This window comes from Mesorhizobium sp. M0960, assembly GCF_040319055.1.
In the GTDB taxonomy this organism is placed as follows: domain Bacteria; phylum Pseudomonadota; class Alphaproteobacteria; order Rhizobiales; family Rhizobiaceae; genus Mesorhizobium.
In genome coordinates this window covers 472,671-498,283 of record NZ_JAMYNN010000002.1, presented here as the reverse complement: position 1 = coordinate 498,283, position 25,613 = coordinate 472,671, and the positions used below count along the sequence as shown (strand labels likewise).

The 25,613-nt window shown below is 63.9% G+C and carries 18 protein-coding genes; 8 read left to right on the top strand and 10 right to left on the bottom strand.

The window, feature by feature from the left end:
- The first annotated feature begins 42 nt into the window (after nucleotides 1–42).
- Entirely contained in the window at nucleotides 43–4,827 is a 4,785-nt protein-coding gene (locus tag NKH63_RS07465) for an NAD-glutamate dehydrogenase (protein ID WP_352814979.1), read from the top strand.
- A gap of 185 nt (nucleotides 4,828–5,012) precedes the next feature.
- Complete coding sequence (locus NKH63_RS07460) at nucleotides 5,013–6,389, top strand: MFS transporter (protein ID WP_352494236.1); 1,377 nt, start codon at nucleotides 5,013–5,015, stop codon at nucleotides 6,387–6,389.
- A 34-nt stretch (nucleotides 6,390–6,423) separates the two neighbouring features.
- Here the strand turns inward: NKH63_RS07460 and purH are convergent, their stop codons facing one another.
- The 4 genes from purH to htpX all read right to left on the bottom strand — a co-directional run bounded on the left by purH (nucleotide 6,424) and on the right by htpX (nucleotide 12,415).
- Nucleotides 6,424–8,040: a bifunctional phosphoribosylaminoimidazolecarboxamide formyltransferase/IMP cyclohydrolase gene (purH, locus tag NKH63_RS07455; protein WP_352917764.1), complete on the bottom strand. Its 1,617-nt coding sequence runs from the start codon at nucleotides 8,038–8,040 to the stop codon at nucleotides 6,424–6,426.
- An 84-nt stretch (nucleotides 8,041–8,124) separates the two neighbouring features.
- Nucleotides 8,125–9,873, bottom strand: coding sequence for a heparinase II/III family protein (locus NKH63_RS07450; RefSeq protein ID WP_023719730.1), 1,749 nt, complete (start codon nucleotides 9,871–9,873; stop codon nucleotides 8,125–8,127).
- A gap of 146 nt (nucleotides 9,874–10,019) precedes the next feature.
- Nucleotides 10,020–11,408, bottom strand: coding sequence for an RsmB/NOP family class I SAM-dependent RNA methyltransferase (locus NKH63_RS07445; RefSeq protein ID WP_352917763.1), 1,389 nt, complete (start codon nucleotides 11,406–11,408; stop codon nucleotides 10,020–10,022).
- Nucleotides 11,399–12,415: a zinc metalloprotease HtpX gene (gene htpX / locus NKH63_RS07440; protein WP_352856419.1), complete on the bottom strand. Its 1,017-nt coding sequence runs from the start codon at nucleotides 12,413–12,415 to the stop codon at nucleotides 11,399–11,401. Before htpX ends, NKH63_RS07445 begins: the two co-directional genes overlap by 10 nt.
- 116 nt (nucleotides 12,416–12,531) lie before the next feature.
- On the opposite strand from htpX, the gene NKH63_RS07435 reads away from it, so the two are divergent.
- Nucleotides 12,532–12,744, top strand: a complete 213-nt coding sequence (locus NKH63_RS07435) for a DUF1674 domain-containing protein (RefSeq protein WP_023719727.1) — start codon at nucleotides 12,532–12,534, stop codon at nucleotides 12,742–12,744.
- Nucleotides 12,745–12,777: 33 nt separating this feature from the next.
- Here the strand turns inward: NKH63_RS07435 and NKH63_RS07430 are convergent, their stop codons facing one another.
- Nucleotides 12,778–13,449, bottom strand: coding sequence for an HAD-IA family hydrolase (locus NKH63_RS07430; RefSeq protein WP_023719726.1), 672 nt, complete (start codon nucleotides 13,447–13,449; stop codon nucleotides 12,778–12,780).
- Between the two features lie 177 nt (nucleotides 13,450–13,626).
- Here NKH63_RS07430 and NKH63_RS07425 point away from each other — a divergent pair, with 177 nt between their 5' ends.
- The 3 genes from NKH63_RS07425 to NKH63_RS07415 all read left to right on the top strand — a co-directional run bounded on the left by NKH63_RS07425 (nucleotide 13,627) and on the right by NKH63_RS07415 (nucleotide 17,829).
- Entirely contained in the window at nucleotides 13,627–14,496 is an 870-nt protein-coding gene (locus NKH63_RS07425; protein WP_352494118.1) for a transglutaminase-like domain-containing protein, read from the top strand.
- A gap of 319 nt (nucleotides 14,497–14,815) precedes the next feature.
- Nucleotides 14,816–16,177 carry a pilus assembly protein TadG-related protein gene (locus tag NKH63_RS07420; RefSeq protein WP_352494119.1) on the top strand — a complete coding sequence of 454 codons (1,362 nt, stop codon included), beginning with the start codon at nucleotides 14,816–14,818 and terminating at the stop codon, nucleotides 16,175–16,177.
- A gap of 386 nt (nucleotides 16,178–16,563) precedes the next feature.
- The gene (locus NKH63_RS07415; RefSeq protein WP_023719723.1) at nucleotides 16,564–17,829 is read left to right on the top strand and encodes a class I SAM-dependent methyltransferase; all 1,266 of its coding nucleotides are present in this window, start codon (nucleotides 16,564–16,566) and stop codon (nucleotides 17,827–17,829) included.
- 3 nt (nucleotides 17,830–17,832) lie between these two features.
- Here NKH63_RS07415 and NKH63_RS07410 read toward each other — a convergent pair whose 3' ends face one another.
- Entirely contained in the window at nucleotides 17,833–18,576 is a 744-nt protein-coding gene (locus NKH63_RS07410; protein WP_023719722.1) for an MOSC domain-containing protein, read from the bottom strand.
- Nucleotides 18,576–20,531: an acetate--CoA ligase gene (acs, locus tag NKH63_RS07405; RefSeq protein WP_023719721.1), complete on the bottom strand. Its 1,956-nt coding sequence runs from the start codon at nucleotides 20,529–20,531 to the stop codon at nucleotides 18,576–18,578. The genes NKH63_RS07410 and acs overlap by 1 nt, the downstream gene beginning before the upstream one ends.
- Nucleotides 20,532–20,835: 304 nt before the next feature.
- Here acs and NKH63_RS07400 point away from each other — a divergent pair, with 304 nt between their 5' ends.
- Complete coding sequence (locus tag NKH63_RS07400) at nucleotides 20,836–21,108, top strand: usg protein (RefSeq protein ID WP_023719720.1); 273 nt, start codon at nucleotides 20,836–20,838, stop codon at nucleotides 21,106–21,108.
- A gap of 46 nt (nucleotides 21,109–21,154) precedes the next feature.
- Here NKH63_RS07400 and NKH63_RS07395 read toward each other — a convergent pair whose 3' ends face one another.
- Complete coding sequence (locus NKH63_RS07395; RefSeq protein WP_023719719.1) at nucleotides 21,155–22,189, bottom strand: aldo/keto reductase; 1,035 nt, start codon at nucleotides 22,187–22,189, stop codon at nucleotides 21,155–21,157.
- Between the two features lie 37 nt (nucleotides 22,190–22,226).
- Entirely contained in the window at nucleotides 22,227–23,405 is a 1,179-nt protein-coding gene (locus NKH63_RS07390; protein ID WP_352917762.1) for an MFS transporter, read from the bottom strand.
- Nucleotides 23,406–23,541: 136 nt separating this feature from the next.
- On the opposite strand from NKH63_RS07390, the gene NKH63_RS07385 reads away from it, so the two are divergent.
- Nucleotides 23,542–24,450: a LysR family transcriptional regulator gene (locus tag NKH63_RS07385; RefSeq protein WP_023719717.1), complete on the top strand. Its 909-nt coding sequence runs from the start codon at nucleotides 23,542–23,544 to the stop codon at nucleotides 24,448–24,450.
- Nucleotides 24,451–24,517: 67 nt separating this feature from the next.
- On the opposite strand, the gene NKH63_RS07380 is transcribed toward NKH63_RS07385, so the two are convergent.
- Nucleotides 24,518–25,567, bottom strand: coding sequence for an aldo/keto reductase (locus tag NKH63_RS07380; protein WP_352917761.1), 1,050 nt, complete (start codon nucleotides 25,565–25,567; stop codon nucleotides 24,518–24,520).
- Between the last annotated feature and the right edge of the window lie 46 nt (nucleotides 25,568–25,613).

The window sequence follows — 25,613 nt, the reverse complement described above, 5'->3', positions numbered from 1 at the left end:
TGCTACGATAGTTGTAAAAACATGACGGGAGGGAATTAGCTCATGGCCGGCCTGAAATCCGCAAGCCAGTTGAAAAAGATGAGTCCGGCCAAGGGCAGCGAAAAGCCCGGCAGGCTTGCCGACTACTTGCTGGCCCGAGCTCCGGCCGAAGATGTCGCCGCCTACGACGTCATCGATCTCGAACGCGCTGCCGAACTCGCCGGCCGCGCTGTCGCCCGGCACAAGAAGGACGACTGCGTCGTTGCCATAGACGTCGATTCCGGTGTCGTCCGCCAAGGCCGGCCGATGACGGTGATCACCGTCGTCAACGACAACATGCCGTTCCTGTTCGATTCCGTCCTCGGTGAGATTACAGAGAGCGCCGGCGAGCCGCTGCTGGTTACCCACCCGGTCATCGTGGTCAGGCACGGCAAGAACGGCGTCGAGGAAATCCTCGGCGATGGCGGTTATGCCAAGGGCGAGCACAGCCATGACCGGCTGAGCGTCATCCATGTCCATATCGGCCGCCTTTCGGCCGAGCAGGCCGAAGGCCTTTCCGCACGCCTGACGAAGCTGCTCGGTCAGGTGCGCGCCGCCGTCATCGACTGGAAGCCGATGCTTGCCCGCCTCGACCAGGCGATCTCGGAATTCCGCTACTCGCCGGTGCCGCTCGACAAGGCCCATGTCACCGAGGCGATCGCCTTCCTCGAATGGCTGCGCGACGACAATTTCACCTTTCTAGGCATGCGTGAATTCAAATACACCGGCGGCGAGAAGAGCGGCATGCTCGAGCGTGCCGAAAAGCCCGGCCTCGGCATCCTTTCCGATCCCGACGTGCTGGTGCTCAGGCGTGGCACCGAAGCGGTGAGCACGACGCCGGAAATCCGCGCCTTCCTGCATGGGCCGGAACCGCTGATCGTCACCAAGGCCAACGCCAAGTCATCGGTGCACCGCCGCATCTACCTCGACTACATCGGCGTCAAGACCTACACCGGCAAAGGGGTGCTTTCAGGCGAGCTGCGCATCGTCGGACTGTTCACCTCGACTGCCTATACGCGCTCGGTGATGAAAATCCCCTATCTGCGCTCGAAGGCCGAAACCGTCATTGCCAAATCCGGCTTCAATCCCGGCGACCACTCAGGCAAAGCATTGATCAACGTGCTGGAGAGCTATCCGCGCGACGAGTTGTTCCAGGTTCCGGTGCCGATCCTGCGCAAGCATGCCGAAGCCATACTGGGCTTGATCGAGCGGCCGCGCGTCAGGGCATTGGTGCGTGTCGACCAGTTCGACCGCTTCGTCTCCGTGCTCGTCTTCGTGCCGCGCGACCGCTACGACAGCGTCGTGCGCGAGAAGATCGGCACCTATCTGAAGACCGTCTTCGAAGGCCGGCTGTCGGCCTATTATCCGGCCTTCCCGGAAGGCGGGCTGGCGCGCGTCCACTTCATCATCGGCCGCTCCGGCGGCAAGACGCCGAAGGTCGAGCAGGCGACGATCGAGGCGGCGATTCGCGACATCGTACGGACCTGGGACGATGCACTGCGCGAGACCGCGACCGAGACCGGGGCCGACGCGAAGCTAACGGCCATCGCCTCGCGCTTTTCGGAAAGTTATCGCGACAGTTTCCCGCCGGCCGTGGCGCTGGCCGATGCCGGGCGCATCGCCAGGCTCGATGCGTCAAATCCGATCGCCATCGACTATTACCGTCACGCCGACCAGAAGCCGCATCAGGCGGCGCTGAAAATCTATCACCATGGCAGCCCGGTGGCGCTGTCGCGGCGCGTGCCCGTGCTGGAAAACATCGGTTTCCGCGTCATCAGCGAGCGTACTTTCGAGGTCGGCGACAATCAATCCGGCATGGTCTTCATCCACGACATGGAACTTGAGAACAGCTACGGCAGGCCGATCGACCTCGGCAATGGCGGCGCGCTGTTCGAGGACGCGTTCCTTTCCGTCTGGCGCGGCAATGTCGACAATGACGGCTATAACGGCCTCGCCCAGACCGCAGGCCTGTGGTCGGGCGAGATCACCGTCCTGCGCGCCTATGGCCGCTATCTGCAGCAGGCCGGTATCCCGCAGAGCCAGGACTTCATCGCCGCCGCACTCAACCGCTATCCCGAGATCGCCCGCGGACTGCATGCGCTGTTCGTCGCCCGCCTCGGCCCGACGGATGAGACGGAAGGCGTCGTTCAGGCCAAACATCTGAAGGCCAAGATCACGGATGCGCTGGAAGACGTTCCCAACATCGACGACGACACCATCATCCGACGTTATCTGAACCTGATCGAAGCCTCGCTGCGCACCAATCATTTCGTTGCCGATACGAAAGAGAAGGGCCAATCACTGGCGATCAAGCTCGATTCGCAATCGGTCGACGGGCTGCCGGCGCCGCGGCCATGGCGCGAGATCTTCGTCTATGGCTCCGAGGTCGAGGGCGTGCATCTGCGCTTCGGCCCGGTCGCGCGCGGCGGCCTGCGCTGGTCGGACCGTGCGCAGGACTATCGCACCGAGGTGCTTGGCCTGGTCAAGGCACAGCAGGTCAAGAATGCGGTGATCGTGCCGGTTGGCGCCAAGGGCGGCTTCTACCCGAAAAAGCTGCCGATGAGCGCCGGGCGCGACGCCATTTTCGAGGCCGGCACGGCCGCCTACAAGAATTACGTTTCCAGCCTGTTGTCGATCACCGACAATATCGGCCTGGACGGCGTCATCCCGCCAGCCGGCGTGGTGCGGCGCGATCAGGATGATCCGTATTTCGTCGTCGCCGCGGACAAGGGAACGGCGACCTTCTCGGACACCGCCAACGCCATAAGCGAAAGGCACGGCTTCTGGCTCGACGACGCTTTCGCCAGCGGCGGTTCGGCCGGATACGACCACAAGAAGATGGGCATCACCGCGAAGGGCGCCTGGGAAGCAGTCAAGCGGCATTTCCGCGAGATGAACCGCGACATCCAAACCACGCCGTTCACTGTCGTCGGCGTCGGCGACATGTCGGGCGACGTGTTCGGCAACGGCATGCTGCTGTCGGAGCAGACCCGGCTGATCGCCGCCTTTGATCATCGCGACATCTTCATCGATCCCGATCCCGACATGGCGGCTTCGATGGCCGAGCGCCGGCGTATGTTCGCTCTCGCCCGTTCAAGCTGGCAGGATTACGACAAGACGAAGCTGTCGGAGGGCGGCATCATCGTCTCGCGCAGCCAGAAGTCGATCACCTTGCCGGCGCCCGCGGCTGCGGCGATCGGCCTCGGCAAGACAACGGCCACGCCAGTCGAGATCATGAGTGCCATTCTCAAGGCGCCGGCAGACCTTTTGTGGTTTGGCGGCATCGGCACCTATGTCAGGGCATCGGGCGAGACCAACCAGGACGTCGGCGACCGTGCCAATGACGCGATCCGCATCACCGCGCTCGACCTGCGTGCCAAGGTCATCGGTGAGGGGGCCAATCTCGGCGTCACGCAGCGGGCGCGCATCGAATTCGGATTGAATGGCGGCCGCTGCAACTCAGATGCGATCGACAATTCGGGCGGCGTGAATTGCTCCGACGTCGAGGTCAACATCAAGATCGCGCTGGCTTCCGCCATGCGCAAGGGATCGCTGACCCGGCCGGCGCGCAACAAATTGCTGGCCGAGATGACCGATGAGGTCAGCGCCCTGGTGCTGTCCAACAATTACCAGCAGACGCTGGCGCTGTCCCTTGCCCGTAAGCGCGGGCTCGCCGACATCGCCCATCAGAGCCGCTTCATGGCGGCGCTGGAGGCGCGCGGACTGCTCGACCGTGCCGTCGAGGCGCTGCCGTCGCCGGCGGCCTTTGCCGAGCGCGAGACGCGCGGTGAGCCGCTGACCCGGGCCGAGCTCGGCGTGCTGCTCGCCTATGCCAAGATCGTGCTGTTTTCCGATATCGTCGCCAGCGACGTGCCGGACGATCCGCATTTCGACCGTGATCTGATGGGCTATTTCCCCGATCGCATGGCGAAGAAATATGCGGGAGAAATCCACGGCCATCGGCTGCGCCGCGAGATCATCGCCCGTGTCGTCGCCAATGATCTGGTCAATCGCGGCGGCCCGTCCTTCGTCAACAGGCTGCAGGAAGCGACTGGCCGCAGTGCCGCCGATGTCGTGCGCACCTTCGCCGTGGTGCGGGATGGCTTTGCGCTGCCGGCGCTCTACCGGCAGATCGACGCGCTCGACAACCAGATCGACGGACAGATCCAGCTCGACCTCTATCAGGCGGTCAGCCGGCTGATCTATGTGACCAGCGGCTGGTACCTGAAGAACGATGCCGGCACCGCGCCGCTCGGGCAGCGGATCACCGAATTGCAGGATGCGCGCAAGGCGTTGGAGCCGAAGCTCGTGTCGCTGCTGCCGGCCTTCTCTCGCGAGCGGATCGAGGAGCGGCGGCACGGCCTGTCGAAGGGCGGCGCGCCGGAGAGTCTTGCCGAACAGCTGGCGCTGACCGACGTGGCGGAACTCATCCCCGACATCGCGCTGACGGCGCGGACGGCGAGTGCCGGCATCGTCGCTGCCGCCAAGGCGTTCTTTGCAGTCAGCGATGTCTTCCGCATCCCGCGCGTCGAGGACGCGGCGCGCTCGATCACGCCCTCGGATTATTACGATCAGCTGGCCCTTTCCCGCGCCACCGACACGATTGGGGCGGCCAGGCGCGGCATCGCCGTGGCGGCACTCACCGGCCATGCCGAGGCGGCGGATCCGGTGACTGGATGGTTGGAGTCCGGCGGCGAACGGGTCGGACGCATCCGCGAGCGGCTGCAGGCGCTGACCGAGGGCGGCGACATCACCGTGTCCCGGCTGTCGGTGGCGTCCGGCCTGATGAGTGATCTGACGGCGCTGTGAGAAGTCTTCCACATCGCGCGGGATTGCCGGGAAGAACTGCGCTATAGAGCGAACGGCGCGCGGCGTTGGGGCGCCCGGAGCATGATCGCGAACGTAACGATCGGCTTTTGGACAAGATCGTGCTCAACAAGAAGACGGAGCATCATGCCGATTCGATCGGCATGGAGAGCTCCAGCGGAGGGGACATGGCTGAGGTGGCAGTGCAGCGTGCGTCGGGACGCGGCATCTGGGGATGGATGCTGTTCGACTGGGCGGCCCAGCCGTTCTTCACGGTCGTCACCACCTTCATCTTCGGTCCTTATTTCGTCTCGCGAATGGCCAGCAATCCCGAGACGGGGCAAGCGGCCTGGGGCTACGGCATCGCCGCCGCCGGCCTCGTCATCGCCGTTTTGTCGCCGATCCTCGGCTCGATCGCCGATCAGACCGGACCACGCAAACCGTGGATAGCCTTCTTCGCCGCGGTCAAGATCACCAGCCTCACCTTGCTGTGGTTCGCCGCGCCCGGCTCCAACCTTTTTCTGGTCGTGGCGTTGTTCTCGCTGGCATCGGTCGCGGCTGAATTCTCGACCGTGTTCAATGACTCGATGATGCCGCGCCTGGTGCCGAAGAGCGACATCGGCAGGATCTCGAACATGGCTTGGGGGCTCGGCTATCTCGGTGGCATGATCGCGCTAATCTTCGTCGTTACCGTCATGGCCGGCTCGCCTGAAACCGGCAAGACCGTCGTCGGGCTCGACCCGATCTTCGGCCTTGACCCCAGGCTCGGCGAGGACGCGCGCGCCACCGGACCGTTGTCGGCGGCCTGGTATTTCCTGTTCATCCTGCCGATGTTCTTTTTCACGCCTGATGCGATCAAAGGCATTCCAATCGGGCCGGCGGTGCGCGAGGGCCTGTCGGAACTGAAGTCGACGCTAGCCGAAGTAAGCAAGCGCAGCGGTATTTTTCGCTTTCTCGTCGCCCGCATGATCTATCAGGACGGCGTCAACGCGCTGCTGGCGCTGGGCGGAACGTTTGCGGCGGCGATGTTCCATTGGTCGATCACCGAGATCGGCCTGTTCGGCATCATCCTCAACGTCGTTGCCATCGTCGGCTGCCTGGTTGCCGCACGCCTCGACACTGCACTGGGTTCCAAGACCATCGTGATGATTTCGCTGGTCATGCTGAGCATTGCCACGATCGGCATCGTCTCGACCGGCCCGGGCTATACGCTGTTCGGCGCCTGGGTGATGCCCGGACTGGACGGTGGCGGATTGTTCGGCACGGCGGCGGAAAAGGCCTACATTTTCTACGGCCTGCTGATCGGGCTTGCCTTCGGGCCGGTGCAGGCATCGTCGCGCTCCTACATGGCGCGCAGCGTCTCCGCAGCCGAATCCGGCCGCTATTTCGGCATCTATGCGCTGGCCGGTCGGGCAACAAGTTTTGCAGCGCCCTTCATGGTGGCCACGATCACCCTGGCCAGCGGCTCGGCGCGGCTCGGAATGGCGGCGATCGTGCTGTTCCTCGGCGCAGGCATGGCGATCCTGATCGGCACGCCCTATCCGGCGGATCGGCCGGCGGAGTGAGCTGCTCTTCCCTTCTCCCACAGGGGGAGGGAGTTCAATGCCGGAAGTGCCTCACTCCGGTGAAGACCATGGCAATGCCGTGAGCGTCGGCGGCGGCGATGACGTCGTCGTCGCGCATCGAGCCGCCGGGCTGGATGACGGCGGTGGCGCCGGCTTCGATTGCCGACAAAAGCCCATCCGCGAACGGGAAAAAGGCATCCGAGGCGACGACCGAGCCCTTGGTCAAAGGCTCCGTCAGACCGGCAGCGTCGGCCGCGTCGAGCGCCTTGCGCGCGGCGATGCGCGAGGAATCGACACGGCTCATCTGGCCGGCGCCGATGCCGACGGTGGCGCCGTCCCTGGCATAGACGATCGCGTTCGACTTGACGTGCTTTGCCACGCGAAAGGCGAATTTCAGATTGGCCATTTCGGCCGGCGTCGGAGCGCGCCGGGTCACCACCTTCAGCTCGAGGTCATCCACCACCGCATTGTCGCGGCCCTGGACGAGCAAGCCGCCAGCAACCGATTTCAAGCCAAGGCCCGCCGCGCGCGGGTCGGGCAGGCCGCCGGTGACCAGCAGGCGTAGATTCTTCTTGACGCCAATGATGCGGATTGCATCATCGGACGCCTCCGGTGCGATGATCACTTCGGTAAAGGTCTTGACGATCTCTTCGGCGGCTGCGGCATCGAGGATACGGTTCATGGCGACGATGCCGCCGTAGGCCGAGACCGGGTCGCAGGCCAGCGCCTTGGCATAGGCCGCTTGCAGCGAAGCGCCTTCGGCGACGCCGCACGGGTTGGCGTGCTTGATGATGGCTACCGCTGCGGAGCGGGTCGGATCGAACTCGCCGACCAGCTCGAAGGCGGCGTCGGTATCGTTGATGTTGTTGTAGGAAAGCTGCTTGCCCTGAAGCTGGCGTGCCGTGGCGACGCCCGGCCGCCTGTCACCATTGACATAGAAGCCGGCGCCCTGATGCGGGTTTTCGCCATAGCGCATCACCGATTGCAGCTTGCCGCCGAAGGCGCGCCATGTCGGATGCTCGATCTCAAGCGCCTCGGCGAACCATCCCGAGATCGCCGCATCGTAGGTGGCGGTGCGGGCAAAGGCCTTGGCTGCGAGCTTCTTGCGGAAATCCAGCGACAACGAGCCGAAATTCATCTCCAGCGCGTTGAGCACCGAGGCATAGTCGTCAGGGTCGGTGACGATGCCGACGTATGCGTGGTTCTTGGCCGAGGCACGGATCATCGCCGGGCCGCCGATGTCGATGTTTTCGACGATCGCGGCGTAGTCGGCGCCGGAGCGGCGCACCTCCTCGAATGGATAGAGATTGGAGACGACGAGATCGATCGGCTCAATGCCGTGGTCGCGCATCGCCGCGGCGTGCTCTGGATCGTCGCGCACGCCGAGCAGTGCACCATGCACCGACGGGTGCAGCGTCTTGACGCGCCCGTCCATGATCTCGGGAAAGCCGGTGAGCTCGGATACGTCGCGCACCGCCATGCCCGCATCGGCGAGGGCCTTTGCCGTGCCGCCGGTCGAGACCAGCTCGACGCCGGCCGAAGCCAGCGCCCTGGCGAAATCGATCAGGCCGGTCTTGTCGAAGACGGAGAGCAGCGCGCGACGGATGGGTACAAGGTCGGGCGCGGGAATATTCTTGGCGGCGACGGCCATGGGCTGGCGGCCTTTCCACGTGTGGTTGGAGAGCGTCCGCGGGCCGTAGCATATGAGGCCCGGAAATCAAGCCGCAAGGCTTGATCAGTGTCTGCCGTTGCCACCAGCTTCAGCTTTTTCCTGACGGCCGGCGATAATTGTCCGCGTCAGTTGCCAATGGACCTCGGGAATCTCCGAGGCCTTGAAGGCAAGCACGATCTGGCGGCTGCGGCGTGGGCCGCCAAGCCCGGCGAAATAGATCGATTCCTCGACCTCGGGTGCCACTTCGGTGGAGGTAAACACCCAGGTGTCGGCGTGGTCGGCGGTCAGCACCAGACGGTCATGCTCATCCTGGAGCACGTTTATGTCGGGATGGACATGGAAACGCACTGTAACGAAATCACGGCCATTGTTGCGGATAGAAGCGCCGCCCGGCCGCAGGAAGCGGTCCCTGCCGGCAAGCACATTGCCCTCGGTCGACAATTTCAGCTCGCGCTCATGCAGGAAGCCGAAGCGCGCCACATAGCCGTCATGGCGGGCGATGAAGCCCTGGCTGCCCTTCTGGTCGGTGCGCTTGCAAGGCACATGCTGCGGCCCGCCTATCAAAGGCGTGCCGAGCAGGTCGTTGACGCGCAAGGAGTGGTTGAAGCGTGCCGACGACGTGTCGTTGATGGTGGCGGTGGAGTGGGCGGCGGTGGCGCGGGCAAGCGGCCGGAACTCGGCGGCACCATAGGTGTCTATGCCCGCATTGACGATATAATGCTGGCGGCCCGACGACAATTCGAAGGCGAGGCATCCGGCGTGAGCGGCATTGGACACGTCGACGGGCGGCGGCGGGCCGGTATCGGCGATCACCGTGACACCACCCATCGACAGGCGCTCATAACCCGAATGCGGCGCGTGCAGCAGTGGTGCGCCGGCGGTGTCGTCGTGATGCAGGATGCTGGCGATGCGGTCGTGGATGGTGGCGCCCATGCCGTTGAAGCGGGCAAGGCTGCCATCCTGATGGCGAAAGAAGCGCAGTGCCGGCAGCATCCGGTCGATGGCGCCGATCAGGGCGGCCGGCGGTGTCTCGGCCTGATTGGCGTATGTCTGGCGCAATGGCAGAAGGTCGGCGAGGATTTCAAGCACGGTCATCGGATTACGCGAGATATGGCCGCCGTCAGGCAGGATCTGGCGGTCGAGCTCCTCGGCGAGATTGCGGGTGGCACCGCGCAGCGCCGAGGCCGGCGCCGGCAGCGACAAAGCGGCAAAGGCCAGCGCAATGCGGGCGCGCAGCCTGTCCTTGCCGTCCGGCATCTCGCGCACCATGGCGCGCAGATAGCGGATCTGGACGGCAAGCGATTTCAGGAACGCACGGTAGAACGGAAACTCGGCGCCCTGCAACACGATCGAGGAATGCTGCAGCCAGGCAATGACACGCTTGGCCGTCGTGCCGGGCTCCCAGGCGACGCCGGAAATATGGCTGCCATGGATTGCAATCCAGTCGGAAACCAACGCCCGCGCGTTGGCGGCGGCGAGCTCCGTGCTGGCGGCACGCATGTGGCGCAGCCAGCGAAAGCCATGCAGCGTTTTTTGCCAGCCGGGATTGGGCACGTCGATCTGGAAGGGCGATTTGCCACCGGTCTCGACCAGATGCCCCGAAAGCGGATAGCGGCCGTAATAGATCTCGAGCGCGATCTGAGGATCGGCGAGGCGCAGGTCCGGCGGGGCAATCAGGACGCGCTCCGGCGTGCGGCCGGAGTAGCGCCAGCGATAGAGTGGCCCGGCGCGCAAGCGCCGGCGCGTCTTGCGCCAGAACTCCCTCGCGACAAGCGTCCACAGACGCGTCGTGTTACCGGCAGCGATTGCCAAAACCCCTCCTGATCGTCCTCACCCAAGCACAAGTTTATATGATTCAAGAACTTGTGCGAAGGCGAATTCCGCGGCAGTGGGGCCGTTCAGCCTGTTTTCCATGCCTCCTCGCCCCAAGAAGTCGGATGGCGCTTCAAGATCGGCCCTTAGCCGGCTCTGCGCATGCGGGCGGCAAAGAAACCGTCCAGCCCGGAACGCGCTGGTGAGCCAAGCTCCAGATCGGCAGGCGTGGTGCGCAACGTGCCTTGCGGCGTCAGGAATGGGTCGATGCCGGCAATCTCGCCTGGCCGAAGCGGGTCGTCGATGATCTCCGCATTGCCGGCGAGAAAGTCGCGATAGAGCTCTTCGCCTTCCAGCGGATCGAGCGAACAGTTGGAAAAGATGATGCGACCGCCAGGCTTGACCAAGGTGATGGCGCGGGCAAGCAGCCGGCGTTGCAGGTCGGCCAGTTTTTCGACATCGGCCGCCGTCTTCGTCCAGGGAACGTCGGGATGCCGCCGCACCGTGCCGGTCGAAGAGCAAGGTGCGTCGAGCAGGACGGCGTCGAAGAGGTCCTTCGGCTCGTATTTGAGCAGATCTGCCTGGACGATCTCCGCGGAAAGGCCGAGCCGTTCGAGGTTCTGCGTGAGCCGCGCCAGCCGCGTTCTGGACATGTCGAGCGCGGTGACGTGAGCGCCGGCGAGGATCAGCTGGGCGGTCTTGCCGCCGGGGGCGGCACAGAGATCGGCGATTCGCAAACCATTGATGTCGCCGAACAGCCGGGCCGGCAGGCTGGCCGCTGCATCCTGAACCCACCAGGCGCCTTCCCCAAAGCCGGGCAGTTCGGTCACGGAAGCGCTGAGCTTTTCGACCCGCACCGTGCCGGTCGGCAAGACGAAGCCGCCGAGCCGTTCGGCCCACAGCGCCGGGTCCGACTTGACCGAGAAATCGACCGGCGCCTCATGGCGATGGGCGAGCAGTATCTGCCTGGCCTTGTCGGGGCCGTAGACCGTTTTCAAACGGTCGGAAAACCATTTCGGCGCCTCGTCGGTGGCGGCAAGTGCTGCCGCGAGCTCGTCCTGCTTGGACCGCGCCAGCGTACGCAGCACGCCGTTGACGAGGCCGGAAAAGCGCGCCGTGCGCGGATCGGACTTGGCGTGGGTGACGGCGAGGTCGACGGCGGCGCTGTCGGGAACATCGAGGAACAGGATCTGTGCCGCCGCTACATGCAAGATGTGCGAAAGCGCAGTGGCGTTGGGCGGCAGCGGCTTTTCCAGGCGGCGGGCCAAAAGGCCCGATATGGTCATGCGGTAGCGCAGGGCGGTGACCAGAATGGCGCGTACCAGGGCGCGGTCGCGCAGGTCGAGCGCCTTGTATTGCGGATGGCCGTTTTCATGGTCGGTCAGCCCGTCGAGCGGCGTCCTCGCGTCGATGACGGCGGCAAGCAGGCGCGCGGCTGCCTTGCGCGCGGCGAGACCGGCTACGGCCTCGCTGCCCGAATTGTGCTCGCGATCACCTGGAATTGCGTGCCGGCGTTGTGCTGCGCTCACGACCACGGACCTTTGGGTCCGGTCGGATTGCGTCCCCAGGGATTGGGTCTCGGCTTGGCCGGCTCAACCGGCCCCTCGGGCCGGGCGGCCCTGTCCCACGGACCTGACGGCTGCTGCCCGGTCTCTTTCGGCGCCGGCTTTGGCGTCGCGGCCGCTTCGGCTGCGCCGGCCATCTCGCTCGCGATCCTCTGCAATGCGGCGATGCGGTTTTCTGTGCTCGGGTGAGTGGAAAACAAACTGTCCATGCGCTCGCCGGAAAGAGGATTGATGATGAAGAGATGGGCGGTTGCCGGATTGCGCTCGGCATCCGGGTTGCGGATGCGTTCGGCGCCCCGCGCGATCTTGTCAAGTGCCGAGGCGAGCCACAGCGGGTGTCCACAGATTTCGGCCCCGCGCCGGTCGGCCTCGTATTCGCGGGTGCGGCTCACCGCCATCTGCACGATCATGGCGGCCAGGGGCGCGACGATCATCGCCACCAGCACGCCGACGATGCCGAAGGAATTGTTGTTGTCGCGGTTGCCGCCGAAGAAGAAAGCGAAATTGCCGAGCATCGAAATTGCGCCGGCAAAGGTCGCGACGATCGTCATGGTCAGCGTGTCGCGGTGCTGCACATGGGCAAGCTCATGCGCCATCACCGCCGCGACTTCTTCATGTGAGAGCTGCTCGAGCAGGCCGGTGCTGGCGGCGACAGCGGCATTTTGCGGATTGCGGCCGGTGGCGAAGGCATTGGGCTGAGGATTGTCGATGAGATAGGTTCTCGGCATCGGCAGGCCGGCGCGTTGCGCGAGACCCTTCACGATGGCGTAATATTCGGGCGCGTTGCTTTCGTTGACCTCGATCGCACGGTGCATCGACAGCACCATCTTGTCGGCGTTCCAATAGCTGAACAAATTGGTGCCGGCGGCGATCAGCAAGGCGATCATCATGCCGCCGGATCCGCCGACCAGATAGCCGACACCCATGAACAGGGCCGTCATTGCGGCCAAAAGCATGGCGGTGCGAAGGGTGTTCATCGTCTGCTCCGTTCTGGCCCAACAAAGGGGTCGATCCTTGTGGGCCCATCGCTATATGATGGGAAACAGCGGTTCCCGTTTCAATCGGGGCCTGTTTCAATCTAGCGGAAGATCGCATGATCGACAAAACCAGCCAAACGCATGCTAACGGCTCGCCGCACAAGCCACTGACGCCGGCAGCCCGGCGCGCCTTGGCCGAGGCCGAGGCCCGGCGGGAGCAATATCGCGAGAAGGAAGCCACGCTGCCGAGGGAGATCGGTGGGCGCGGCGGCAAGGAACCCGGCCGCTACGGCGACTGGGAGGTCAAGGGCCTGACCAGCGACTTTTAGCCCAGGCAGGGTGCTGGCTAAGCAGGGTACCAGCTAAGCAGGCTGGGCGGCCCGCTCCGCTTCGATGGCAATCCAGCCGCTGGCATCGACGGCGACGCCGATCGCGTCATAGCCGGCGATGGCGGCATGCGGCGTCTCCAACGGATGCCGGTGCGTGGCGCTGATCACGACGACCGCGGCGCCCGCGGCCTCGGCTGCTGCTATGCCTGCCGGTGCGTCTTCGAAGACGAGGCAATCGCGCACGTCGACGCCGAGCCGTTCGGCCGCCAGCCGGAAGCAGTCGGGCGCCGGCTTGCCGCGGGACACATCCTCTGCCGCAACGATCACGGCGGGAGCCGGAATGCCGGCGGCCTGCAGGCGCAGCAGAGCGAGTTCACGGGGCGCCGAAGTGGCGATCGCCCAGCTCCCGGGCGGCAGCGACGCCAGGAATGCCGCGGCGCCGGTAATCGGGTGGATGCCTTCGACGTCGGCTGCTTCGGCCTGCAAAAGCGCATCGGCTTCGCGGGCAGGATCGATCCCTGGGAGCGCCAGCCGGCCGATGGTCTCGATCGCCCGCACGCCGTGGATGGTCGGCAGGAATGCAGCGACGTCAAGACCTTGCCGGTGCGCCCAGGCTGCCCAGACCCTTTCCGCCGCGGCAATCGAATTGAGAATCGTGCCGTCCATATCGAACAGGAAGGCCGCGAATTTTCTGCCTGCAAACATCGGTTTTCCCGGGGTCATCTTGGAAGGATTATTTCGAAGGGAGCATATCGATCGACCGTAACGTTGCCGCGTCCGTATGGGAAGCCGCGAGACCTCGTTTTCGACGTTCGCAAGGAACCGCGCGCACTCTCCTGCGTTGACCAGCACTATCTTCCATGACGATCGCAGGGGAGGGCGATGCTGATTCGGCTCGGCTATGAAATTGGCATTGAATGCGTTGCACCAACGCCGGTCGTTTCATTGCTCGACATCCACGGGGATCGTCAGGCCGACATCAAGCGGCAGACGCGCGTACTGACGTCGCCATCCGTGCCCACCAGGGTCTACCACGATCTTTTCGGCAATAGCTGCCGCCGCTTCACGGCGCCGGCAGGAAGCTTTCGCATCCTCTATGACGCGGTGATCGAGGACGGTGGCGAGACGGACGAGGTCAACACGCTGGCCGGGGAAGTCCCGGTCGCGGAATTGCCGGACGAGGTGCTCGGCTATCTGCTTGGCAGCCGTTACTGCGAGACCGATCATCTCAGCGATCTCGCCTGGCAACTTTTCGGCCAGCTTCCGCCGGGTTGGGCGCGGGTGCAGGCGATCGTCGACTATGTCCACAACCGCCTGTCCTTTGGCTACGGCTATGCGCGCCCGACCCGCACGGCGGCGCAGGCGCATGAGGAGCGCGTCGGCGTCTGCCGCGACTTTGCCCATCTGGCGATCACGCTCTGCCGCTGCATGAATATCCCGGCCCGTTACGTGAACGGCTATCTTGGCGATATCGGCGTACCCGCCGATCCGGCGCCGATGGATTTCTCGGCGTGGGTGGAAGTGTTCCTCGACGGCAGATGGTACACGTTCGATCCTCGCCACAATGTGCCGAGGATCGGCCGCGTCGTCATAGCGCGCGGCCGCGATGCCACCGACGTGCCGCTGCTGCACAGTTTCGGCCCGCATCGGCTCAGCCGATTCAAGGTCTGGACGCACGAGCAGGAAGGCAATCTCTTCAAGCCGCCTTATCGCGGCGTCGACAAGACCATCAGCGCACGGATGCTGGCATAGTCCTTTCACAGTCCAGATTTCCACCTCCCGCCACCGCGGTCGTGCTGATCCGGTTCGATACATCTCGTCTGTACCGGATTGGGACGCAGTCCAGCCGTCCTGAATTGCGAGCCTGATCATGGTAAGCGCTTTGTCAACAAAGCCGCGCTGACGCGACTTTCATTTACCGGCTGTTTACCTTGCCGTCGCTTGAAACCGTTTGGAAACAATGGCCTGAGCGAGAGCCGCTCGCTTTCTCGCGCCTGGCGGCGCGATCCGGCCGGATTCCTGCAATGCGCCTTCGGACAGCTGCAGGCTGTGGCGAATGGAGGCGGAAGGAATGCAGCGTTTCGGGGGTCTTGTTCAGGCGATCGGCGGCTTTGCCGGGGATCGCAGCGGAAATTTCGCGGTGCTGTTTGGTATAATCGGCTCGGTGCTGGCGCTGAGTGTCGGCTTTGCCGTCAACGTGTCCCAACTCTACAATGTGAAATCGAGCCTGCAAGGCGTCGTCGACGCTGCGGTCACCTCGACGGCGCGGGACCTGACAACCGGCGTCATCAGCGAGGCCGACGCCAGCAAATCAGTGCAGGCCTTTCTCGATGCCAACAGCACGGCGGGTATCCTGCAGGACAACCAGATCGTTCTCGACAAGCTGACCGTCGACCGGACTGCAAACACGGTCCAGGCGGATGTCCATGTCAATGTCAGCTACTATTTCCCGCTTTTCGGCACGAGTGGCATGCAAAGCGTTCCCGCATCGACGATGGCGCTCTATTCGGACAAGCAGATCGAAGTCGCAATGATGCTCGATGTGACCGGGTCGATGGCCGGCCAGAAAATCATCGATCTGCGGACGGCTGCGGCGAATGCCGTCGACAGTTTCCTGGGCGGTCAGGACCCCTCCAAGCCACGAGTGCGGGTTGCCATCGTGCCTTACGCAAATTCGGTGAATGCGGGTACACTTGCGCCCAGCAGCGTCTATGTGGAAACCAGCACCAGCCAACGCAAACAGGCGCCGGCCAATGACGCCGTGCAATATATCTCGGGCTTCATCCGTCCGGACAATTGCGCCACCGAACGCAAGGGGATCTATCAATATTCGGACGCGGGCCCCGACGCCAGCATGGTCAACCGCGACTACCTGCTGTCGTCCTTCGCTTGGCAAACCGGCACCGCCGCCTGCCCGGCCGCCACGCTGATGCCGCTGACGGCGGATGCGACGGCGCTCAAGACGGTCATCAAGAATTTCGTCGCATCCGGCGGCACCGCCGGCCATATCGGCGTGCAGTGGACCTGGTACATGCTGTCGGAGAACTGGGGGAGCATCATGAGGACTTCGCAACGGCCGGCCAAGATGGATCCAAAAAAGGTCGCCAAAATCGCGATCCTGATGACCGACGGCGAATTCAACCTATCCTACTTCGATGCGAGCACGGTGAGCGACGTTTACAATGACGCCGGCAAGGAGCCGACCCGCACGGCCGCCAAGACACTCTGCGCTGCCATGCGCAACAAGGGCATTGAGGTCTTCACCATTGGGTTTGACCTAAACGAAACGAATGCCAAGGCGACGCTCCAGGATTGCGCCAGCCCGGACACCGCCAAGATCAAGCACTTTTATCAGGCGGCCAATGGAACCGAACTCAACCAGGCTTTCCAGGATATAGCGCGCAACGTCGAGATGTTGACCGTAACCAGATAGGGGACAACAGCTCAAAAGGAAAAGGCCGCCGCTTCTTGCGAAGTCGGCGGCCTTCCGTGTTTCCGTCCATGGCGCGGCTCCTGGCGGCGACACTGGTCGCCAGCCGCGCATCTCGCGCCTTAACGGGAAGACTGCTTCCCGAAAGTGCAATCCGCTGAGGCCACGTTCTGGAAAACGAAATCACTCGACATCGGATCACCTCCTTTCGATTTGTTGAACACTCCCCCATGATGGGGTGTCACCCGGGAAATGGCAAGGCGCGGCATCCAAAAATCCTGAACAAGCGTGCTTGCGCACCCAGGCGGCTTGCGGCCGGCCGATCTGGCAGGCAAGATCGGGCCGCTATTGTTCCGGGCCACTATTTTGCCGGGTAAGGGAGGACGGGGATGGAGGCAGCCGAGAGAGCGGCCCGGATTGTTCGGACGGTCATCGAAACGATGAAGCCGGGTTTTGCGGTGAGGCTGTGGACGGGCGAGCGGATCGGCCCGGCTGCCGGCCCGGTGCTCACCATCAACGACCAGGACATCGTCTGGCAGATCGTACGTCGGCCCTCTTTATCGACGCTGATCGAGATGTGGATTGCCAAGGCGGTCGACGTCGAAGACGGATCGCTGTTCGATTTCTATGCCTTGCCCACGCACGGCAAGCTCAGGACGAAGCTCAAGACACTGCCGAAGCTGGCGATCCTGCGCGACCTGCCGGCGGTGCTGTTTTCGCGAAAACAGATGACGGCGCGAACCGATCTTTCCGGCCGCAATCCTTACGTCAGCGGTTCGAGCAAGGAGGCGATCCAGCATCACTACGACATTTCCAACGCATTCTACCGGCTCTTCCTCGACGAGCGCATGGTCTATAGCTGCGGCTACTTCAAGGACTTCGCCAACGATATCGATCAGGCGCAGAGAGACAAGCTCGACCATATCTGCCGCAAGCTTCGGCTGAAGCCCGGCGACAGATTGCTCGACATCGGCTGCGGCTGGGGAGCGATGCTCATCCATGCCGTGAAGAATTATGGCGTCGTCGGCCACGGCGTTTCGCTATCGGAGGCACAGACCGAGTTCGCCCGCGAACGCATCCGCGCTGAGGGGCTGGAGGATCGCATCACCATCGAGATAAAGTCCTATGCCGAGCTGTCCGGTTCCTTCGACAAGATCTCGTCGATCGGCATGTTCGAACATCTGGGGCTTGCCAACCATGCCGCCTATTTTTCGACCATCCATCGCCTGCTCAAACCCGGCGGCATCTATCTGCACCATGCCATCACCCGCCGCGACAAGGGCAGCATGAAGAAGACGCTGCGCAAGGGGCCGGAATTCAAAGCGCTGATCAAATACATTTTTCCGGGCGGCGAACTCGATACGATCGGCATGACGCTCGGCAATCTCGAGGCGCACGGCTTCCTCATTTATGACGTCGAAAACTTGCGCGAGCACTATGCGCGCACCTGCCGGCTATGGGCCGAGCGCCTCCACGCACGCTTTGACGAGGCCATCGCCGAGGTCGGCGAATCCAAGGCGCGGCTCTGGCTGCTTTATCTCACCGGCTGCTCGATTACCTTCGAACGCGCCTCGGCGCAGATTTTCCAGACCGTCGCCACCAGGCGCGCGCGCGGCCCAAGCGGCCTGCCGCCGACGCGGGCGGATTTATACTAATAGCTACAGGAGACGCATCGTGGCGCCGATCTCGACGCGGGCCGGTCGATCGACAGTGCAGTAGACGCCGAAATTATGGGCGTTGTGGCGGACCAGGCTGCGCAGGATTGCCGGGTCGTGGTCGAACCCGTCCTGGCCAATGATGGTGAAGCCGCAGCGGCGGCACGGCTCGGAGATGGTCAGGAGCAGGTCGCCGATCGCCAGCTTGCGCCCGATCCATTCGGTTTCGGGGAATGACCCCTCGATCTTCGGCATGTCGACGACGATGTTGGGGCGGAAGCGGCGCGGGTCGGCGGTGCCGTCTGGATGCAGCAACTTCAACTGCGCCAGCGAAGCGGTGGTCAGCAGATGAATGGGGGCTTTGACATAGCGTTCCGCCAGCAGGGGACCGGCGTATCCCGGTGTAGTATTCTCGCGGCGGAACGGCCGGATGGAGGCCGCAAAGCCGAGATAGGCGGAAATGGCGCGGTCGCTATCAGCGCCCGGTGCGGCTAGCCAGTCGCCATCCGGGACCGCAACCTCCAGTGCGCCGGCCGGCGACAGCCGGGTTCGGATGCGGGGCACCTTGTGCCATTTCACTTCGCGGTCCGGCCGTGCGATTTCATTGTTCGACGTGTCGATAAGACCAAACAGGCGGTCGCCTTCAACGGTATGCCGGGCGACCGAGATCGCCTGCTGGCGCTCGCCGGCGAGCGAGCTCGCGGGATAGCGCCAAAGCTCGGTGACGGCACCCAATATGGCTTGCATCAGCTCTTCTTGTTCTGCCGATTGGCGATCAGGTCGTCGACGACCGCCGGATCGGCCAGCGTCGAGGTGTCGCCGAGCGCGGCAAAATCGTCCTCGGCGATCTTGCGCAGAATGCGCCGCATGATCTTGCCGGAACGGGTCTTCGGCAGGCCGGGCGCGAACTGGATCTTGTCGGGCGAAGCGATGGCGCCGATCTCCTTGCGGACATGGGCGACGAGCTCCTGGCGCAATTCCTCGCTTGGCGTCTCGCCGGCCATCAGCGTGACATAGCAGTAGATGCCCTGGCCCTTGATATCGTGCGGGTAGCCGACGACGGCCGCTTCCGAGACCTTCTCATGCGAAACCAGCGCCGATTCGACCTCGGCGGTGCCCATGCGGTGGCCGGAGACGTTGATGACGTCGTCGACGCGGCCGGTGATCCAGTAGTAGCCGTCAGCATCGCGGCGGCAGCCGTCGCCGGTGAAGTACCTGCCCTTGTAGGTCGAGAAATAGGTCTGCACGAAGCGGTCGTGATCGCCATAGACGGTGCGCATCTGGCCCGGCCATGAGTCGGCAATACAAAGATTGCCGCTGGCTTCACCCTCCAGCACCTTGCCGTCACCATCAACCAGCTGCGGGTTGACGCCAAAGAAGGGCCGCGTCGCCGAGCCCGCCTTGAGGTGGGTGGCGCCCGGAACCGGCGTGATCATGATGCCGCCGGTCTCGGTCTGCCACCAGGTATCGACGATCGGCACCTTGCCGTTGCCGACAACGTTGAAATACCATTCCCAGGCTTCTGGATTGATTGGCTCGCCGACGGTGCCGAGCACGCGCAGCGACTTGCGCGACGTCTTGGTGACATGGGCGTCGCCGGCGCCCATCAGCGCGCGCAGCGCCGTCGGCGCGGTGTAAAAGATGTTGACCTTGTGCTTGTCGATCACGTCCCAGAAACGCGACTGCGACGGGTAATTCGGCACGCCTTCGAACATCAGCGTGGTGGCGCCGTTGGCGAGCGGCCCGTAGACGATGTAGCTGTGGCCGGTGACCCAGCCGACATCGGCGGTGCACCAGTAGACGTCCCCGTCGTGATAGTCGAAGACATATTGGTGGGTCATCGAGACATAGACGAGATAGCCGGCGGTGGTGTGCAGCACGCCTTTCGGCTTGCCGGTCGAGCCCGACGTGTAGAGGATGAACAGCGGATCCTCGGCGTTCATCTTCTCGGGCTTGCATTCGGCCTTAACCGTCGCGACCTCGTCATGGTACCAGACGTCGCGCCCGGCGGCCCAGCCGGTCTTGCCGCCGGTGCGGCGTACTACCAAGACCTTTTCGACTTTCGTTCCGGCCTTGGCGGCGATCTCGATCGCCTTGTCGGTGTTCTCCTTCAAGGGGATCGGCTTGCCGCCGCGCAGGCCTTCGTCGGCGGTGATGAGGAAGGTCGACTTGCAGTCGTCGATGCGTCCGGCCAGCGCGTCCGGCGAAAAGCCGCCGAAGACCACCGAATGAATGGCGCCGATGCGCGTGCAGGCGAGCATCGCATAGGCGGCCTCCGGGATCATCGGCATGTAGATGGTGACGCGGTCGCCCTTCTTGACGCCGTGCTTCTTCATCACATTGGCGAGGCGGCAGACATGTCCGTAAAGCTCGTTATAGGTGATCTTCCTGTCGTCGTAGGGATTGTCGCCTTCCCAGATGATGGCGGTCTGTTCGCCGCGCTTCTTCAGATGCCGGTCGATGCAGTTCCAGGAAACGTTGGTCTGGCCATCCTCGAACCATTTGATTGAGACCTTGCCGTCGAAGGACGTGTTCTTGACCTTGCTGTACGGCTTGAACCAGTCGATGCGCCTGCCGTGCTTGCCCCAGAACTTGTCCGGGCTCTTGACGCTGTCGGCGTACCATTTCAGGTAGGTGTCATTGTCGATCAGCGCGTTCTTCTTCCACGCCGGCTGGACGCGATGGACATGAACATCGGACATTTCTTCGCCTTCCTCCCGAAACCAAACCGCCGGCTTGACTGCCGGCAGGATCGCAGCGTTGCGGCCGCGAATTCGCGCGCATTATTAACAGTTCGGCGATGACGGCAACATTAGACGTTGGATTTGCGCGGCGGGATGCCGCAGGTCCCTTCCCGGGTGGTGTCAGCACTCTAGCGAGACGGCTGCTAACCGCATGTTTTTGCGGCAGAAATCTGGCTCGACCGCAGAAATATCAATAGACGATTAAGCAAATGGGGTGCACAATTTCAGGCTGGGAGGAAAGAGAATCAACCAGGGGACCGCAATGCGCGACCATTCCGAAATGGACCTGATGCTCAAGGGCTATGGCTTGACCACGGCCAAGATTCTTTATCACTTTCCCGATCATCCGCATCTGCTGCAGAGCTTCATCTGGCAGGATTACGACATCGCCCCGAAATTTCCGGTGCTTATCCGCTTCATCGAGTTCTGGCAGGCCAAGCTCGAAGGCCCGCTGCATTCAGTCAGCTACACGCACCAGAAGCTGATCGCGCCGAACGAATGGCGCAAGGTCGACGGCGAGTTCGTGCTGCATTAAAGCACGCGGGCGGCAGCCTGGGAGCCGCCGCCCAGCTTTTGGAGCGTCAGACGGCGGGCGGGTTCAGCCGGGCAAAACCCTCCTGCCGGCGATAGGGAAAATACGGGTAGGGTGCGGTGACCTCGCTTGCCGTGTCCAAGATTTTCATCTGATCCGGGGTCAACGACCATCCGACGGCGCCGAGATTCTGGCGCAACTGCTCCTCGTTGCGCGCGCCGATGATGACGGAGGCGACGGTCGGCCGCTGCAGCAGCCAATTGATGGCGATCTGCGGTATGGTCTTGCCGGTTTCCTCGGCGACAACATCAAGCGCGTCGACGACCCGATAGAGATGCTCGTCGTCGACGGGCGGTCCGAAGCTTGCCGTGTCGTGCAGCCGGCTTTTCTCGGGCAGCTTCTGGCCACGGCGGATCTTGCCGGTCAGGCGGCCCCAGCCGAGCGGGCTCCACACCAGCGCACCGACGCCCTGGTCGAGGCCGAGCGGCATCAACTCCCATTCATAATCGCGCCCGACCAGGGAATAATAGACCTGGTGGGCGACGTATCGGGGATAGCCGTATCTGTCCGCCAGGCCGAGCGACTTCATCACTTGCCAGCCGGAAAAATTGGAAACGCCGACATAACGCAGCTTTCCGGCGCGCACGAGCCTATCCAGCGTCGATAGCACCTCCTCGATCGGTGTTGCGGCGTCGAACGCGTGCAGCTGCAGCAGGTCGATGTAGTCGGTGCCAAGACGCCTCAGTGCGTCCTCGACGGCCTTGATGAGGCGCGAGCGGGACGAGCCGGCGTCGTTGGGACCGTCGCCCATCGGCAGCGAGGTCTTTGTCGAGATCAGCACGGCATCGCGGCGGCCCTTCATCGCTTCGCCGAGCACCTGTTCGGAAGCGCCATTCGAATAGACGTCGGCGGTGTCGAACAGGTTGACGCCCGCCTCCAGGCAGATGTCGACCAGCCGCCGGGCTTCCGTCGCATCGCTGTTGCCCCAGGCGCCGAACAGCGGCCCTGACCCGCCGAAGGTTCCAGCGCCGAACGAGAGCGCCGGGACTTTCAGGCCCGATGCGCCAAGATTTCGATAATCCATCTGTTTCTCCTATGGTGTACAAGGGTTCTTCGAGTTGCTACGAGCGGGCGGGTGCCGGTTCACCGAGCGTTGGGCGATCGAGGCGTAGCGCCAGCGCTGCCACGGAAAGCGCCGAGAGCGGCAGCAGGGCCGCGACCCAGGTGACGGCGCCGAGGCCGGGGCCATGGGCGATGACCACGCCGCCGAGCCAGGCGCCGGCCGCATTGCCGAGATTGAAGGCGGCGATGTTGAAGGACGAGGCGAGGCTCTGGCCGGCGCCTTGTGCCTTTTCCAGTACCCACATCTGCAGCGGCGCCACAGTGGCGAAGGCGGCGGCGCCGAGCAGGCCGACATAGATGACGGCCATAACCTGGCTGTGCAGGGCGAAGGTCATGGTGCCGAGCACCAGCGCCAGCACGACGAGACTGCCGAGAACGGAAGGCACCAGCCAGCGGTCGGCGAACTTGCCGCCAGCGAGGTTGCCGGCGATGAGGCCGCCGCCGAAGACCAGCAGGATCGGCGACACCGCTGCTTCCTCAAAACCGGTGATCTCGGTCAGCAACGGGGCGATGTAGGTGAAGACGGCGAAGACGCCGGCATAGCCGAGCACGGTGGTGGCAAAGCCAAGCAGGACGGGCGTGCGGCCGAGCACGGCGAGATCGGCGCGCAAATTGCTTTGCTCAGGCGCTGTCTGGCCGCGCGGCACCAGCAGCAGGATGATGGCGAAAGCGACCATGCCGACCAGGGTCACCGCCCAGAAGGTCGCGCGCCAGCCGAAGGCCTGGCCGAGCCATGTTCCGAAGGGGACGCCGAGGATGTTGGCGATGGTCAGGCCGGTGAACATCAGGGCGATCGCCGATGCCTTCTTGTTGGGCGCCACCAGCTCGGTCGCCACGACCGAGCCGACGCCGAAGAAGGTGCCGTGGGCGAAGGCGGTGAGCACGCGCGCACCCATCAGCGTCCAGTAGTCTGGGGCCAGCGCGCACGCGAGGTTGCCTAGCGTGAAGATTGCCATCAGCGCCAGAAGCACGGTCTTGCGCGGCCACCGGCCGGTGGCGATCGTCAGCAGCGGCGCGCCGATGACGACGCCCAGCGCATAGCCGGAAATCAGTTGGCCGGCAGCTGAGATCGAGACGCCGAGATCGGTGCTGACGTCGAGCAGCAGGCCCATGATGACGAATTCGGTGACGCCAATACCGAAGGCGCCGGCGGCAAGAGCGTAGAGAGCAAGAGGCATGGCGGTTCCCACTTCGATGACGGCCAGTTTCGACGACGGGCGCCGTGTCCTCTCACGCCCGGCCCGAAAGATCGTGATGCACCGAACTGTGAACCAGCCTTGCCTAGGGCACATTGCCTGTGAAATAGATTCACCAATGGCCAGGCCCGACATCAACCGCTCCGGCGAGATCGAAGTGTTCGTCCGCGTCGTCGAGGCCGGCAGCTTTTCGGCCGCTGCACGTGCGCTGCGCATGAGCCCGTCGGCGGTTAGCAAGCTGATCGCGCGGCTGGAGGGGCGTCTTGGCGCCCGGCTGGTCATCCGCTCGACGCGCAAGCTGCGACTGACACCGGAAGGGGCGGCCTTCTTCGACAGCGGCGTGCGCATCCTGGCCGACATGGCGGTAGCCGAGCGCGAGGCAGCGGCGGGCGCCGCGCCGCGTGGCCGGCTGCGGATCAATAGCTACGTGCCTTTCGGGCAGCACCGGCTGATCCCGCTTTTGCCGCGTTTTCTAGAACGATACCCCGAAATCTCGGTCGATCTGGTGTTGACCGACAGTGTTATCGACCTGATGGAGGAGCGCGCCGACGTCGCCATACGTGCCGGCCCGCTCGGCGAATCACGGCTAGTGGCGCGCAAGCTCGGGCAGAGCCGGGTGGTCGTCGTTGCCGCGCCATCGTATCTCGAAGCGCGTGGCACACCCAAGACGCCCGCCGATCTCGATCGTCACAACCGGATGGGCTTCTGCTTCGTGCGCCACGTCGAGGGCTGGCCTTTTGTCGACGCGGCCGGCAAGCCGATCACCATATCGATCGTTGGAAACACGCTGGTCAGCGACGGCGAGGCGATGCGGTTGATGGCGCTCTCAGGGGCGGGCATCGCCCGGCTGGCACGCTGGCACGTGGAGGCCGACATTGCCGCCGGCCGGCTGCTGCCGCTGCTGGAAGAGTTCAACCCCGGCGACGAGGAACTGACCCATGCGGTTTATGTCGGCCAAGGCAAGCATTTGCCGGCGCGGGTACGGGCCATTTTAGATTTCCTGGCCGAAACCGCGCGGCTGGGCTGAAGCGGAAGGCATTCGGGAGCCACTTGGCTCCCGAATTTGGCTGCCGAAATGTCACGTCGACAAGGAACTACTTCTTTGGCGTGAACGGCGCCGGCCTGCGGCCCGCCGCCTGGCGTTCGAGCATCCAGCCCGGATATTCGGGCGGGAGCGCGCTGACTTCGTCGAGACGAGCAAGATCGTCGGCATCGAGCTTCAACTCGGTTGCCGCAAGGTTCTGTTCCAGCTGGTCCATGCGGCTGGCGCCGATGATGACGCTCATCACGAACGGTTTGGCCAGGACAAAGCCGAGCGCCACCGTGGCGACGCTGACGCCGTGCTTAGCGGCGATCTCGCGCATGACGGCGACCGCTGCCCAGGCACGGTCCTCATTGACCGGCGGGAAATTGAAGCTGGCGCGGCGACCTTCGCCATTGCCGGGGGCACCGGGTCCGTACTTGCCCGAGAGCAGTCCGCCAGCCATCGGCGACCAGACCATCAGCCCGAGCTTCTCGTCGTTGAGCAGCGGCACGATCTCGCGCTCGAGATCGCGGCCAGCGATCGAGTAATACGATTGGACGGTTTCGAAACGGGCAAAGCCCTTGCGCTCGGCAATACCCAACGCCTTGGCGATGCGCCAGGCCTGCCAGTTCGAGACGCCGACATAGCGGACCTTGCCAGCGGCAACCAGGTCGTCGAGCGCCCGCAGCGTTTCGTCTATCGGCGTGACCGTGTCGGTGCCGTGCAGCTGATAGAGATCGATATGGTCCAGCTGCAGCCGTTCGAGGCTACCTTCGATCGAATCCATGATATGGCCGCGCGAAGAACCGCGCTGGTTCGGGCCGCCGCCCATGGCGCCGTGAACCTTGGTGGCGATGATCACGTCCTGCCGATTGACGCCGAGATTTCTCAGCGACTGGCCGAGAAGCCGTTCCGAGGCGCCGAAGGAATAGACATCCGCCGTGTCGAAGAAATTGACGCCGGCGGCGAGCGAGCGGGCGACGATCTCGTCGACGCCCTCCTGGTCGAGGCTGGCGATCAGGCCCCATTGGGCATTCTCGCCGGCCGCGCCGAATGTCATCGTACCGAGGCAAAGTTCGGAGACGAACATCCCCGTATTTCCAAGTTGATTGTAACGCATGGTGGCTCCAGAGGCTTTGGGATAACTCGAACCATATAGGAACGAA